The organism is Amycolatopsis suaedae (assembly GCF_004214935.1).
Classification (GTDB): Bacteria; Actinomycetota; Actinomycetes; order Mycobacteriales; family Pseudonocardiaceae; genus Amycolatopsis; species Amycolatopsis suaedae.
On sequence record NZ_SFCC01000005.1, the window covers coordinates 364610 to 380148 of the forward strand.

The window sequence follows — 15539 nt, forward strand, 5'->3', positions numbered from 1 at the left end:
AACTCGCGTGCCGGAACGCAGAACTCGCGTGCACGAGCGTGGAGTTCATACCGCGAGACACGCCTCTCACCAAGTGGCCCCGCGAGTCCCACCTTCCTGCACGCGAGTCCCACGCTCCCGCACGCGAACTCCACCTTCACGCACACCACCCGACATTGCCGTGAAGGGGGCCCTCACGGCATCAGACGCCGTGATGGCCCCTTTCACGGCATCACGGTCAGGACAGCTCGCGGTCCAGCAGGCTGAACATCTCCTCGTCCGACGACGTGGTGAAGTCCAGGTCGTCGCCGGGGGCGGGGGCGTCGCCGCGGGCGGCGGTCCAGTTCGCCAGCAGGACCTCCAGCCTGCCGGTGACCTGGCGATGCGTCCGCTCGTCGACCGAGGCGGCGGTCAGCAGGGCACGTAGCCGGTCCAGCTCGTCGAGCACACCGGCGCCGTCGGCCTCGTCCGGGGTGAGCAGCGGCAGCAGGTACTCGGCGAGTTCCTCCGGGGTGGGCCGGTCGAACAGCAGGGAGACCGGCAGCTTCAGGCCCGTCGCGGCCCCCAGCCGGTTGCGGAGTTCCACCGCGGTGAGCGAGTCGAACCCCAGTTCCTTGAACGGGCGGTTCGGCCCGAGTTCGCCGGGGTCGATGTAGAGGACGGCAGCCGCCTTGGTGCGGACCAGCTCCAGCACGGCTTCCATCCGCTGCGCCGGGGCGAGGCCGGCGAGCCTGCCCAGGAACGCCTCGGCGGGCTCGGCCGCGCCCCGGGAGGCCGGAACCCGGACCAGGCCACGCAGCAGTGGCGGGATCTCGCCGTGGGCACGGAAGGCCGGCAGGTCCAGCCGGACCGGGACGGTGACAGCCTCGCTGCCCCGCAGTGCGGCGTCGAACAACGCGACACCTTCCTCTGTGGACAGTTCGATGTTGCCGAGGCTGCGCATCCGGTCGATGTTCACCGCGCCGGTCATCCCGGTTTCGGACGCCCACAGGCCCCAGGCCATCGACACGGCGGGAAGCCCGGCCGCACGCCGGTAGGCGGCGAGCGCGTCGACAAACCCGTTGGCGGCGGCGTAGTTGGCCTGACCGGCGGCACCGAACACGCCCGCGGCCGAGGAGATCAGCACGAACGCGGTGAGGTCCAGGTCGCTGGTCAGCTCGTGCAGGTGCCACGCGGCGTCGGCCTTGGGCCGCAGCACCGCGGTGAACTGCTCAGGGGTGAGTGTGGTGACCACCCCGTCGTCGAGGACACCGGCCGCGTGCACGACGCCCCGCACCGGATGCTCGGCGGGAACGGCGGCCAGCGCGCCGGCCAGCGCGGCCCGGTCGGCGATGTCGCAGGCCAGCACGCTGACCTCGGCACCGCCGGCTTCCAGCTCGGCCGCCAGTTCGGCGGCCGCCGGGGCCGCCGGGCCACGGCGGCTGAGCAGCAGCAGGTGACGCACCCCGTGTTCGGTGACCAGGTGCTGGGCCAGCACGCCGCCGAGCCCACCGGTGCCACCCGTGATCACCACGGTGCCGTCCGGGTCCCAGCCGGTCTCGGTCCCGGCGGGAACCTCCATCCTGGCCAGCCGGGGCGCCAGCGCCTGCCCGTCGCGCAGGACGAGCCACGGTTCGCCGGACGCGAGCGCGGGCAGCACCGCGTCCGGGTCCGGCTCGTCGGCTTCCACCAGCACGAACCGGCCGGGGTTCTCCCGCTGGGCAGCCCGCACCAGGCCGCCGACGGCGGCGTCCGCGAGATCGCCGCGGCGGGTGAGGAAGACCAGCGTGGAGTCGGCGAACTCGTCGCCGGATAGCCAGCGCCGCACCAGGACCAGGGTTCGTTCCAGTCGCGTGTGGACGACGGAGGGAAGCTCGCCGTCCGGCTCCGGCGGCACGACGACGACGGCGGGTACTGGGCCGGTGAGGCCGTCCAGGTCCCCGCCGAGCACGGCGACCGGGCCGGGCACCTCGTGCGGGCCGGGCCGTACGGGCACCTCGTCGAGCCGGAACAACGCGTCGGTGGCGTCGGTGGCGAAGTCTCCGGCGCCGAAGGTGCGGCTGTGCAACGCCGCCACGCTCGCCACCGGACGTCCGGAGCGGTCCTCGACCGCGATCGACATGCCGCCCTCGTCCTGACGCACCCGCACCCTGGCCACGTCGACGCCCTGGGCACGCAGGCTCACCCCCTCCCAGGAGAACGGGAGCCGGACGGTGCCGTCCTCGGTCGTGCCGCCGACCATGGTGGCGTGCAGCGCCGAGTCGAGCAGCACCGGGTGCAGGCCGAACGCGCCGGCCGGGGCGTGCTCCGGTAGCGCGACCTCGGCGAGGATGTCCTCGCCGTCGCGCCACACCTCGCGCAGTCCCCGGAAGGCGGGCCCGTAGCCGAACCCGGCTTCGGCGAGACGCTCGTAGCAGCCGTCCAGCGGGACCGGCTCGGCGTCCGGCGGCGGCCACTGCCCCACCGTGAGTTCCGGGCCGGTGTCCTCGTCGAGGACACCGGTGGCGTTGCGGGTCCACGGGGCGTCGGTGCCGTCCGGCCGCGAATGCACGGTGACCGTCCGGCGTCCGGTCTCGTCGGCGGCGCCCACCCGGACCTGGACGGTGACGGCGTCGCGTTCGGGCAGGCGCAGCGGCGCGGACAGCGTCAGCTCGGCCAGCCGGGGACACCCCGCCTCCGCACCGGCCCGCAACGCCAGTTCCACGAACGCGGTACCGGGCAGCAGCACCCGGCCGAGCACCGCGTGGTCGGCGAGCCACGGGTGCGTGCGCAGCGACAGCCTGCTGGTGAACAGCGTGCCGTCGTCGCCTGCCAGCTCGGCCACCGCGCCGAGCAGCGGGTGCTCCGCCGGGCTGAGCCCGACCGCGCTCACGTCGCCGGTGCGGGCGAGCGAACCGGCAGGCCAGTAGCGTTCCCGCTGGAAGGCGTAGGTCGGCAGGTCGACGCGCCGGGCGTCGCCGAAGCAGGAACTCCAGTCGACGGGTGCGCCCCGCACCCAGGCCTCGGCGAGCGAGGTCAGCCAGCGGCCGAGGCCGTCTTCGTCGCGGCGCAGGCTCGCCCCGGTGACCGCGACCACCCCGGCGGCCTCGATGGCCTCCTGCACACCGAAGGTGAGCACCGGATGCGGGCTCATCTCCAGGAACCGGCGATGCCGCTGGTCCAGCAACCTGTCGATGGCCGGCCCGAACTCGACGGTGCGGCGCAGGTTCTCGTACCAGTACTCGGCGCCGACCTCGGTGCCGTCGAGCCATTCGCCGGTGACGGTGGACAGGAACGGCACGCTCGCGGTCCTCGGGGTGACGGTGGCCAGCTGCTCCACTAGCTCCCCGTGCAGCAGCTCCACCTGCGCGGAGTGGGAGGCGTAGTCCACGGCGATCCGGCGGACACGGACCTCGTCCGCGGTCAGCGACGCGGCCAGTTCGTCGAGCCCGGCCGGGTCACCGGAGACGACCACGGACGCGGGCGAGTTCACCGCGGCGATCGACACACCGGCCAGCCCGGCGAGCCGTTCGGTCAGCTCGCCGGCGGGCAGGGCCACCGACATCATGCCACCGGCTCCGGCGAGACGGCGGCCGATCGCCTGGCTACGCAACACGACCACCTTCGCACCGTCCTCAAGGGACAGTGCGCCGGAGACCACCGCGGCGGCGATCTCGCCCTGCGAGTGGCCGACCACCGCGTCCGGCCGTACCCCGTGGGCCTGCCACAACGCGGCCAGCGACACCATCATCGCGAACGTGGCCGGCTGCACCACGTCCACCCGTTCCAGGGTCGGTTCGCCGTCGTCGCGGCGCAGCACACCGGTCAGCGACCAGTCGACGAACGGCGCGAACGCGCGTTCGCACTCGGCGATCCGCTCGGCGAACACCGGCGACTCGTCCAGCAGCCGCGCACCCATGCCCGGCCACTGCGAGCCCTGGCCGGGGAAGACGAAGACGGTCCGGCCGTCGACGTCGGCGGTCCCCTCGACGACTCCGGCCGCCGGGTCCTGGCCACCCACGGTCGCCGCCGCAGACAGCAGCTCGTCGCGTGCGGTGCCGATCACCACGGCCCGGTTCCCGAACGCGGTGCGCGCGGCCAGCGAACGGCCGACCTCGGCCGGGTGCCAGCCGGGCTCGGTGCGCACCCGGTCGGCGAGCGCGGCGGCCTGGCCACGCACGGCCGGGCCGGTGACGCCGGACAGCGGCCACGCCACCGCGGGCAGCGGGGCGGGCTCGCTCGCGTCCGGTTCGGGGTGGCCCTGTTCCAGGATGACGTGGGCGTTGGTGCCGCTGATCCCGAAGGAGGACACGGCGGCGCGACGCGGGCGGCCGACGTCCGGCCACGGGGCGGGTTCACCGAGCAGCCGCAACGCACCGGCGTCCCAGTCCACATGGGACGACGGGGTGTCCAGGTGCAGGCTGCGCGGCGCGACACCGTGCCGCAGCGCCTGCACCATCTTGATCACCCCGGCCACCCCCGCGGCGGCCTGCGTGTGCCCCAGGTTCGACTTCACCGACCCCAGCAGCAACGGCCTTTCCCGGTCCTGACCGTAGGTCGCCAGCAGCGCCTGCGCCTCGATCGGATCACCCAGCGGCGTACCCGTCCCGTGCCCCTCCACCACATCCACATCCGAAGTGGACAGCCCCGCCGCCGCCAGCGCCGACCGGATCACCCGCTGCTGCGACGGACCGTTCGGCGCCGTCAGCCCATTCGACGCACCATCCGAATTCACCGCCGAACCACGCACCACCGCCAGCACCCGATGACCATTCCGCTCGGCATCCGAGAGCCGCTCCAGCACCAGCACACCCACACCCTCCGACCAGCCCGTACCGTCGGCATCGTCGGAGTACGCCTTGCACCGCCCATCCGGCGCGAGCCCGCCCTGCCGGGAGAACTCCAGGAAGGTGTAGGGCGTCGACATCACGGTCACGCCACCGGCCAAGGCCAGCGAGCACTCCCCCGACCGCAGCGCCTGCGCCGCCAGATGCAACGACACCAGCGACGACGAACACGCCGTGTCCACCGTCACCGCCGGCCCTTCCAGGCCGAGGACGTAGGCCACCCGGCCGGTCACGATGCTGGCCGAGCTGCCGTTGCCGCGGAACCCGTCGAACTCGGGGTCGTCCAGCAGGTGCGCGTAGTCGTCGTACATCACCCCGGCGAACACCCCGGTCGCGCTGCCCCGCAACGACGCCGGGTCGATACCGGCACGTTCCAGCGCCTCCCACGACGTCTCCAGCAGCAACCGCTGCTGCGCGTCGGTCGCCACGGCCTCGCGCGGGCTCATCCCGAAGAACGCGGGATCGAACTCGGCGGCGTCGTACAGGAACCCGCCGTGGCGGGTGTAGGACGTTCCGGCGTTGTCGGGATCGGGATCGTAGAGCCGGTCCACGTCCCAGCCGCGGTCGTCCGGGAACTCGCCGATGGCGTCGGTACCCTCGGACACCAGCCGCCACAGGTCCTCCGGCCCGCGTACCCCACCGGGATACCGGCAGGCCATCCCGACGATCGCCACCGGCTCGTCCACCGCCACGACCGCGGGCCCTGCGGTCGCCGGGGCGACCGCACCGGACAGCTCCGCCAGCAGGTGCGCGGCCAGCGCGGACGCGGACGGGTAGTCGAACACCAGCGTCGCCGACAGCCGCAGGCCGGTCACCGCCGTGAGCTGGTTACGCAGTTCCACCGCGGTGAGCGAATCGAACCCGAGGTCGGAGAACGCCTTGCCGGGATCGACGGCGGCGGCGCCGTCGTAGCCCAGCACGGCGGCGATCCGGGTGCGCACCAGGTCGTCGATCAGCTCGGCCCGCTCGGCGGCGGACAGGCCGGCGAGCCGGCCACGCAGGTCGGCGGCGGCCTCCGAGGACTGCCGGACGGTCCGGCGCGTGGTGGTCCGGACCAGTCCGGACAGCAGCGGGGGCACCTCACCTCGCGCGCGGATGACCGGCAGGTCGAGCCGGGTGGCCAGCGGGGCGGTCAGGTCGAGCGCGGTCACCGCGTCGAACAGGTCCAGGGCCTGGTCGACGCGCAGCATCGGCATGCCGAGCCGGGCCATGCGGTCGCGGTCGGCGTCGGCCAGCCCGGCGGTCATCCCGGAGCCGGACGCCCAGCCGCCCCAGGCGATGGACTGGGCGGGCAGCCCGCTCGCCCGCCGGTGGTGGGCCAGGGCGTCGAGGAAGGCGTTGCCCGCCGCGTAGTTGCCCTGCCCGGCCGCGCCGGTGACACCGGCGGCCGAGGAGAACAGGACGAACGCGGCCAGGTCCCGGTCCCGGGTGGCCTCGTGCAGGTGCCAGGCCGCGTCCACCTTCGGCCGCAGCACGGCGGCGACCCGCTCGGGGGTCAGTGCCGCGATCACCCCGTCGTCGACGACTCCGGCGGCGTGCACCACCGCGGTCAGTGCGGGGAGGCCGCCGACGAGGTCCGCGGTGGCCCGGCGGTCGGTGAGGTCGCAGGCCACCACCTCGGCACGGGTGCCGAGGTCGGCCAGCTCGGCGACCAGTCCGGGCACGCCGTCCGCGGCGATGCCGCGGCGGCTCGCCAGCACCAGGTGCCGGAATCCGCGGCCGGCCAGGTGCCGGGCAAGCGCGGCACCGAGCCCGCCGGTGCCCCCGGTGACCAGCACGGTGCCGTCCGGGTCCCACTCGCCGGGGGCCGCGGCGACGCCGGGCCGAGCGAGCCGGGGAGCCAATAGCCGCCCGGCCCGCACCGCGAGCTGCGGCTCCGGTGAGCCGAACGCCGCGGGCGGCGCGGGGGTGCCGTCCGGGTCGAGGTCGAGCAGGCCGAAGCAGCCGGGGTGCTCGGTCTGCGCGGAACGCACGAGTCCCCACACCGAGGCGGCCGCCGGATCGTGCCCGCTGGTCGCGCCCCGGGTGACGAACACGAGCCTGGACGCCCCGGCGCCGCCGCCCGTGGCGGCGAGCCAGTCCTGCGTCAGCGTGAGTGCGCGGATGGTGACCTCGTGCGCCGACTGGACCACGTCCTCGCCGCCGGCGACCGGCACCAGCACCACGGGGCACGCGTCGACGGCGCCGGCCTCCGGCAGGCCGAGACCGAACGGGTCCGGTCCGAGCACCCCGGCCGTACCCGGGTCACCGGACGCGGTGACCGGCGACCAGTCCAGGTCGAACAGGGCGTCGGTCGCGGACGGTTCGCCCGCCGCGGGAGCCTTCATCCGCAGCGAGCCGACCGACACGACCGGCTCCCCCGCCACGCCGGCCGCGGTGACCGACACGGCACCGGACTCGCCGAGGACCAGCCGGACCCGCAGCTCGGTCGCACCGGCGGTGTGCAGGCACACGTCCTCCCAGGAGAACGGCACCCGCGCGCCGGACTCGCCCGCCAGCAGCAGGCAGGCGTGCAGTGCCGCGTCGAGCAGGACCGGGTGCACCCCGAACGAACCGGGCTCGTCGTCCAGCCCGACCTCGGCGAACACCTCGTCGCCGCGGCGCCAGGCCGCACGCAGCCGCTGGAACCGCGGCCCGTAGACGAAGCCCTGGCCGGCGAAGTCGTCGTAGCACCCGTCCACCGGCACCGGTTCGGCACCGGGCGGGGGCCAGGCACCGGCGAACCCGGTGTCGGCGCCGGCCGCGGCGGAGTCGAGCACGCCGGTGGCGTGCGCCGTCCACGGCAGGTCCTCGGACAGCCGCGAGTGGATGGACACCCGCCGCCCGCCGTCCTCGTCCGGCGGGCCGACCAGTACCTGCAGCAACGGCTCGCCCGCCTCGGGCAGGACCAGCGGGGCCGCCAGGGTCAGTTCGGCCAGCCGGGTGCAGCCCACCTCGTCGCCCGCGCGGACGGCCAGCTCGACGAACCCGGCGCCGGGGAACAACGTCCTGCCGAGCACGGCGTGCTCGTCCAGCCACGGGCAGGCCGACCGCGACAGCCGCCCGGTGAGCACCACCTCGCCGCCCTCGGCCAGTTCCATGGCACCGTCGAGCAGCGGGTGGCGGGTGCCGGTGAGACCGGCCCCTGGTGCCGGGCGCGGCCAGTAACGGGTGTGCTCGAACGCGTACGTCGGCAGGTCCACTGTGGACGCGCCGGGGAAGCACGGCGTCCAGTCGACCGGGGCACCGGCCACGTGGGCCTCGGCGAGCGAGCGGAGCAGCCGCCGGGTACCGCCGTCGTCGCGCCGCAGGGTGCCGACCGTGACCGCGCCGGTCCCCGCCGCCTCGGCGGTCTCGGTGATGCTCGCCGTCAGCACCGGGTGCGGGCTGACCTCGACGAACAGGGTGTGCCCGTGGCCGAGCAGGGCGCGGACCGCGGTCTCCAGCCGCACGGTCTGCCGCATGTTGGCGTACCAGTAGCCCGCGTCCATGGTGGCGGTGTCCAGCCAGTCACCGGTGACGGTGGACAGCATCGGCACGTCGGCGGTGCGGGGAGCGATGCCGGCCAGCGCGCCGAGGACCCGGTCGCGGACCTGGTCGAAGCGGGCGGAGTGGGCGGGGAAGTCACCGGCGACCTCCCGGGTGCGGACACCGTCGGCGGCGCAGGCTGCGGCGAACCCGGCCAGCGCGTCGTAGTCCCCGGACACCACGACGGTTCCGGGCCCGTTGACCGCGGCGACCGACAGGCCGGGCCACGACGACAGCCGGTCCGTGACGTCGGAGTGCGCGGCGGCGACCGACAGCATGCCGCCCTTGCCGCACAGTTCCTCGGCGATCGCGGCGCTGCGCAGTGCCACGATCCGCGCACCGTCCTCGATGGACAGTGCACCGGCCACGCAGGCGGCGGCGACCTCGCCCTGTGAGTGACCGACGACCGCCGCCGGGCGGATTCCGTGGGCCCGCCACACCTCGGCCAGCGACACCATGAGCGCCCACAGCGCGGGCTGGGCGACGTCGATCCGGTCCAGTCCGGGTGCACCGGGCGTTCCGGCGAGGACGTCGCGCAGCGACCAGTCGACGTACGGTTCGAGCGCGGCCTGGCAGGCGGCGACCGACCCGGCGAACACGGGTGAGGACTCCAGCAGCTCCGCGCCCATCCCCGGCCAGTAGGAACCCTGACCGGGGAAGGCGAACACGACGCCGCGGCCGGGATCACCGGGGGTGCCGAAGATGGTGGCGGCGCCGGGGCGGCCCTCGGCCAGGGCGGCCAGCTCGGCGGTCAGCTCGGCGGCGTTCTCGCCCAGGACGACCGCGCGCCGGGCCAGGTTCGCGCGGGTGGTCACCAGCGACAGGCCGACGTCCGCCGCGGACGGCCCGGCGGCGTCGGCGAGGGCCCGTGCCTGGGCCCGCAACGCGTTCTCGGTCTGGCCGGAGAGGACCCAGGGCACGATCCCGGGTTCGGTGCGCGGAGGGTTCCCGGCGGGCGGCGGTGCCTGTTCGATGATCGCGTGGGCGTTGGTCCCGCTCACGCCGAACGACGAGATGCCCGCGCGGCGCGGGCGGTCCACGGCAGGCCACTCGACCGGCTCCGTCACCAGCTCGACCGCGCCGGAGTCCCAGTCCACGTGCGACGACGGCCGGTCGACGTGCAGGGTGCGGGGCACCGTGCCGTGCCGCAGCGCCTGCACCATCTTGATCACCCCGGCGACCCCGGCGGCGGCCTGGGTGTGGCCCAGGTTCGACTTGACCGACCCGAGCAGCAGCGGCCGTTCCCGGTCCCTGCCGTAGGTGGCCAGCAGGGCCTGCGCCTCGATCGGGTCTCCCAGCGTCGTCCCGGTGCCGTGCCCCTCGACCACGTCGACATCCGATGTGGACAGACCGGCGCTGCGCAGCGCAGCGCGGATCACCCGCTGCTGGGACGGACCGTTCGGCGCGGTCAGCCCGTTCGACGCGCCGTCGGAGTTCACCGCGGTGCCCCGCACCACGGCCAGCACCGGGTGCCCGTTGCGCTCGGCGTCGGAGAGCCGTTCCAGCACCAGCATGCCGACGCCCTCGGACCAGGCCACGCCGTCCGCGGAGTCCGCGTAGGACCTGCTGCGCCCGTCCGGGGACATGCCGCGCTGGCGGGAGAACTCCACGAACACGCCGGGGGTGGACATCACGGTCACCCCGCCGGCCAGCGCCAGATCGCACTCGCCGGCCCGCAGTGCCTGGCCGGCCAGGTGCAGCGCGACCAGTGACGACGAGCAGGCGGTGTCGACGGTGACGGCCGGGCCCTCCAGCCCGAACGCGTAGGCGACCCGGCCGGACGCGATGCTCGGCGAGCTGCCGTTGCCACGGAAGCCCTCGAACTCCTCGGCGGCGAGCAGGGTGGCGTAGTCGTTGTACATGACGCCCGCGAACACACCGGTCGCGCTGCCGCGCAGCGAGGCCGGGTCGATGCGGGCCCGTTCGAACGCCTCCCACGCAGTTTCGAGCAACAGCCGCTGCTGGGCGTCGGTCGCCAGCGCCTCCCGGGGGCTCATCCGGAACAGCTCGGCGTCGAAGTCCCCCGCGTCGTGCAGGAATCCACCGTGGCGGGTGTAGGACGTGCCCGGATGGCCGGGATCGGGGTGGTACAGGGAGCCGAGGTCCCAGCCCCGGTCGGCGGGGAACTCGGTGATGGCGTCGGTGCCCTCGGACACCAGCCGCCACAGGTCCTCCGGCCCACGTACCCCGCCGGGGTACCGGCAGGCCATGCCGACGATCGCCACGGGTTCGTCCACCGCCACGACCGCGGGCCCGGCGGTCGCCGGGGCTGCCGCACCGGACAGTTCGGCGACCAGGTGCTCGGTGAGCGCGGCCGTGGTGGGGTGGTCGAAGACGAGGGTGGAGGGCAGCCGCAGGCCGGTCGCGGTGGCCAGCCGGTTGCGCAGCTCGACGGCGGTCAGCGAGTCGAACCCGAGGTCGGAGAAGCTGCGCTCCGGGTCCACCGCGGCGGCACCGCTGTGGCCGAGTGCGGCGGCGACCGCCTCGCGGGTGAGCGTGAGCACGGTCGCGGTCCGCTCGGACGCGGGCAGGCCGGCCAGGCGGTCGGCCCAGCCCTCCGAGGTGCCCGCGGTGCGCCGGGTGCCACCGCGGACCAGGCCACGCAGCAACGCCGGGGGTTCGCCGGCGGACCGGAACGCGGCGAGGTCGAACCGGACGGGCAGCAGGACCGCGCGGTCGGCGGCCAGGGCCGCGTCGAACAGCCGCAGTCCCTGCTCGGCCGTCAGCGGCGGCAGGCCGGTGCGGGCGGCCCTGGTGCGGTCGGTGCCCGCCGTCGCTCCGGTTTCCGGGTCCCAGACTCCCCAGGCGAGCGACGTCGCGGGCAGTCCGAGGGAACGGCGGTGCCGGGCGAGGCCGTCGAGTGCGGCGTTGGCCGCCGCGTAGCTGCCCTGTCCCGGACCGCCCAGCGTGCCGGCCATCGAGGAGAACAGGACGAACGCGGCGAGCCCACGGTCCTCGGTGAGCCGGTGCAGGTGCCAGGCGGCGTCGACCTTGGTCGCCAGGACGCCGGTGAGCCGGTCGGCGGTGAGCGAGGAGATGACGCCGTCGTCGAGCGCGGCCGCGGCGTGCACGACGGCGGTGAGGTCCGGGAGGCCGTCGACCAGTCCGGTCAGCGCGCCGGGGTCGGTGACGTCGCAGGCCACCACGTCCACCTCGGCGCCGCGTCCGCGTAGTTCGGCGAGGAACTCGGGCGGTGCCGTGCCGCGGCGGCCGGTGAGCACGAGGTGCGTCACGCCGTGCTCGGTGACGAGGTGACGGGCGAGCAGCCGGCCCAGTCCGCCGGTGCCGCCGGTGATCAGCACGGTCCCGCCGGGCCCCCAGGTCACCGGGCCGGCAGGCGGGGCGACCCTGGCCAGCCGGGCGGCGAACACCTGGCCGTCGCGGACCATGAGCTGGGGTTCGTCACCGGCCAGCGCACCGGCGATCGCCTCGGGCTCAGCGTCCGGGTCGAGGTCGAGCAACGCGAACCGGCCCGGATGCTCGATCTGGGCGGTACGCACCAGTCCCCACACGGCGGCGGCCGCGAGATCCCGGCCGTCGACGGCACCGCTGGTCAGGAACGTCAGCCTCGCCTCGCCGGGGGTGGCGAGCCACCGGTGCAGCAGGTCGAGTGCGGTCGCGGTCAGCTCGTGCGTGCGGGCCGGTTCGGTGCCGCCGGTGAGGCTCACCACCGCGGCGCCGGACGGGCCGATGCCGACCGGGACGCCCGGGTCACGCAGGGCCGCGGCGAGACCGGGCACTTCCGCGCCGACCGTTGTGGTGACCGGGACCCAGTCGAGTTCGAACAGCGAGTCCCCCGCGGCCGCCGGTGTGTCCGGCAGGGTACGCAGGACCAGCGCGTCGGCCGTGAAGACGGGCGTGCCGTCCGGATCTGTGGCATCGACGGTCAGCGTCTCGTCGCCGGACCAGGCCAGGCGTACCCGCAGGGCCCGGCTTCCGGTCGCGTGCAGGGTGACGCCGCGCCAGGCGAACGGCAGGCGGCCGGCCAGGTCGGTGCCGCGCTGGGTGGTGACCGGCGCGTGGACGGCGGCGTCGAGCAGGGCGGGGTGCAGGCCGAATCCGGCGGGGTCGGCGCCGTCGGGCAGGGCGACCTCGGCGAACACCTCGTCGCCGCGGCGCCACACCGCGCGTACGCCGCGGAACGTGGGCCCGTAGTCGAATCCACGTGTGGCGAACCACTCGTAGAATCCGTCCAGGTCAACGGGTTCGGCGCGTTCGGGGGGCCAGGCGAGTGCGGTCGCGGCGACCCGGGGGCCGGTGGTGAGGACACCGGTGGCGTGCGGGATCCAGGGGGCGTCGGGGTCGGCGTCCGGCCGGGAGTGGACGGTGACCGTGCGGCGTCCGTCCTCGTCGGGGCCGACGGACACCTGCAGCCGTACAGCGGCCTGACCGGGCAGTACCAGCGGGGTGGCCAGGGTCAGTTCCTCGACCCGGTCGCAGCCGACCTCGTCGCCCGCGCGGACGGCCAGCTCCAGGAAGACGGTGCCGGGCAGCAGGACCCGGCCGCCGATCGCGTGGTCGGCCAGCCAGGGGTGGGTCGCGGTGGACAGCCTGCCGGTGAGCAGGACGCCGGTGGTGCCCGCGATGGTGACGACGCCGCCGAGCAGCGGATGACCGGCCGGGTCGGCCCCGGCGTCCGCGCCGCCGGCCTGACCGGCGAGCCAGAAGTGCTCGTGCTGGAAGGGGTAGGTCGGCAGGTCCACAGTGGACCCACCGGCGAGGAAGGGCCGCCAGTCGACCGGGGTCCCGGCGACGTACAGGGTGGCGAGTGCCCGGAGTGCGGATTCGTCCTCGCCACGGTCACGGCGCAGCAGGCCGGTGGCCACCGCGTCGGGCACGATGTCCTGGACGGCCGCGCACAGCGAGCCGTCGGGGCCGAGTTCCAGGAACCGGGTGGCGCCGGACCGTGCGACGGCGTCGGCGAACCGTACCGGCTGACGGACCTGCCGTACCCAGTAGCCCGGCGAGCCGAACACCTCTTCGGTGTCCACTGTGGATTCGATGGGGATTTCGGGCTCGCGTACGGTGATTCCGTCGATGGCGGCGGCGAACTCGGCCAGCATCGGTTCCATCAGTGGCGAGTGGAACGCGTGTGAGACGGTCAGGCGCCGGACCTTGCGGCCCTCGTCCCGCCACCGCCGTTCCAGCGCGGCGATCTCGTCCTCGTCGCCGGACACCACGACGGCGCCGGGCCCGTTCACCGCGGCGAGGCCGACCCGGTCGCCCAGCTCGCCGAGTTCGTCCTCGGCGGCCCGGACCGCCAGCATGGCCCCACCTTCCGGCAGGGCCCGCATCAGCGACGCCCGGGCCCGCACCACGGTGCACGCATCGGCCAGTGACAGCACACCCGCGACGTGCGCAGCGGCCAGTTCGCCGATGGAGTGGCCGACCAGGACATCCGGGCGGACACCCCACGACTCCACGAGGCGGAACAAGGCCACCTCGAGAGCGAACAACGCGGGCTGCGCCCAGCCGGTGTCCTCGACATCCTCGCCCGACACCGGCACACCCAGCTCGGCCACCACCGCGTCGAACGCCTCCGCGAACACCGGAAACCGCACATACAGCTCCCGGCCCATCCCCAGCCGCTGCGACCCCTGACCCGAGAACACAAACGCGGTACGCCCGGACCCGGCAACACCCCGCGCCACCTCGACCGTCGAATCACCAGCCAGCAACACCGCCCGATGCTCGAACACCGACCGCCCCGTCACCAGCGAAAACCCCACATCCACCGGCGACGCGTCCACCTCGGCCAGGCGAGCGATCTGCTCACCCAGCGCCGCCTCACTCCGCGCCGACACCACCCACGGCACAAGCTCGTGAAGGCCACCTTCATTACGTGAGACGTGCTGAAGGTGGCCTTCCGGAGCTTCCAGCACCACGTGGGCGTTCGTGCCACTGATGCCGAACGAGGACACGGCCGCCCGGCGTGGACGGTCCACAGCGGGCCACTCCACGGGTTCGGTCGCCAGGGCGAGCGCACCCGACGTCCAGTCCACCCGTGACGACGGGCGGTCCACGTGCAGGGTCTTCGGGACCGCGCCGTGCCGCATCGCCATGACCATCTTGATCACCCCGGCGACGCCCGCCGCGGCCATGGTGTGCCCGATGTTCGACTTGACCGAGCCCACCAGCAGCGGGCGCTCCCGGTCCTGGCCGTAGGCGGCCTGCAGGGCCTGCGCCTCGATCGGGTCACCCAGCGGCGTCCCGGTCCCGTGTGCCTCGACCACGTCCACCATGGCCGGGCTCAGTGCCGCGTTCTCCAGGGCGGCCTGGATCACCCGCTGCTGTGCCGGCCCGTTGGGAGCGGTCAGGCCGCTGCTCGCGCCGTCCTGGTTCACCGCGGTACCCCGCACCACGGCGAGGATCCGGTGCCCGTGCCGCTGCGCGTCGGACAGGCGCTCCAGCAGGAGCACACCGGCGCCCTCACCCCAGCCGACGCCGTCGGCGCCGTCGGCGAATGCCTTGCACCGGCCGTCCGGCGACAGCGCCCGCTGCCGGGAGTACCCGGCGAACACGGCGGCGTTCGGCAGCACGGTGACCCCGGCGGCCAGCGCCAGCGAGCACTCCCCCGCCCGGAGCGCCCGGGTGGCCAGGTGCAACGACACCAGCGACGACGAGCACGCCGTGTCGACGGTGATCGCGGGCCCGCGCAGGCCGAACTGGTAGGCGACCCGCCCGGAGATCACGCTCGCCGTTGTACCGGTGGCCAGGTGCCCCTCGACCTCGGCGGACAGCACGGCACCGGCCCCGTAGCTGAGCTGCACGGCGCCGACGAAGGTGCCGGTGTCAGTGCCGCGCAGGGAACGCGGATCGATCCCGGCCCGCTCGACCGCCTCCCAGGCCACCTCCAGCGTGAGCCGCTGCTGCGGGTCCATGGCCAGCGCCTCGCGGGGCGAGATGCCGAAGAACCCGGCGTCGAAACCGCCGGCCCCGGCGAGGAAGGCGCCCTCGCGGACGTAGCTCGTGCCGGAGTGGTCGGGGTCCGGGTGGTAGAGCGAGTCCAGGTCCCAGCCACGGTCGGCCGGGACGGGGCCGACCGCGTCCCCGCCGTCGGAAAGCAGTCGCCACAGGTCCTCCGGTGAGCCGATCCCGCCTGCGAAGCGGCAGGCCATCCCGACGATGGCGATCGGTTCCCGGTCTCGTGCCTGTTCCTCCCGCAATCGCTGGCGGGCCTGACGTAGGTCCGTGGTGACCAGCTTGAGGTAGTCCCGAAGCCTGTTCTCGGTGCTCGTCATGCGGCGG

The 15539-nt window shown here is 74.5% G+C and carries 1 protein-coding gene; it reads right to left on the reverse strand.

All coding sequences use genetic code 11. From position 1 onward, the window contains the following. Positions 1-217: 217 nt before the first annotated feature. Positions 218-15532: a type I polyketide synthase gene (locus EWH70_RS12525; RefSeq protein WP_130475489.1), complete on the reverse strand. Its 15315-nt coding sequence runs from the start codon at positions 15530-15532 to the stop codon at positions 218-220. Between the last annotated feature and the right edge of the window lie 7 nt (positions 15533-15539).

Bases quoted from the DNA above. Each gene is read 5' to 3' on its own strand.
- EWH70_RS12525 (WP_130475489.1), bottom strand. From the start codon at position 15,532: ATGACGAGCACCGAGAACAGGCTTCGGGACTACCTCAAGCTGGTCACC.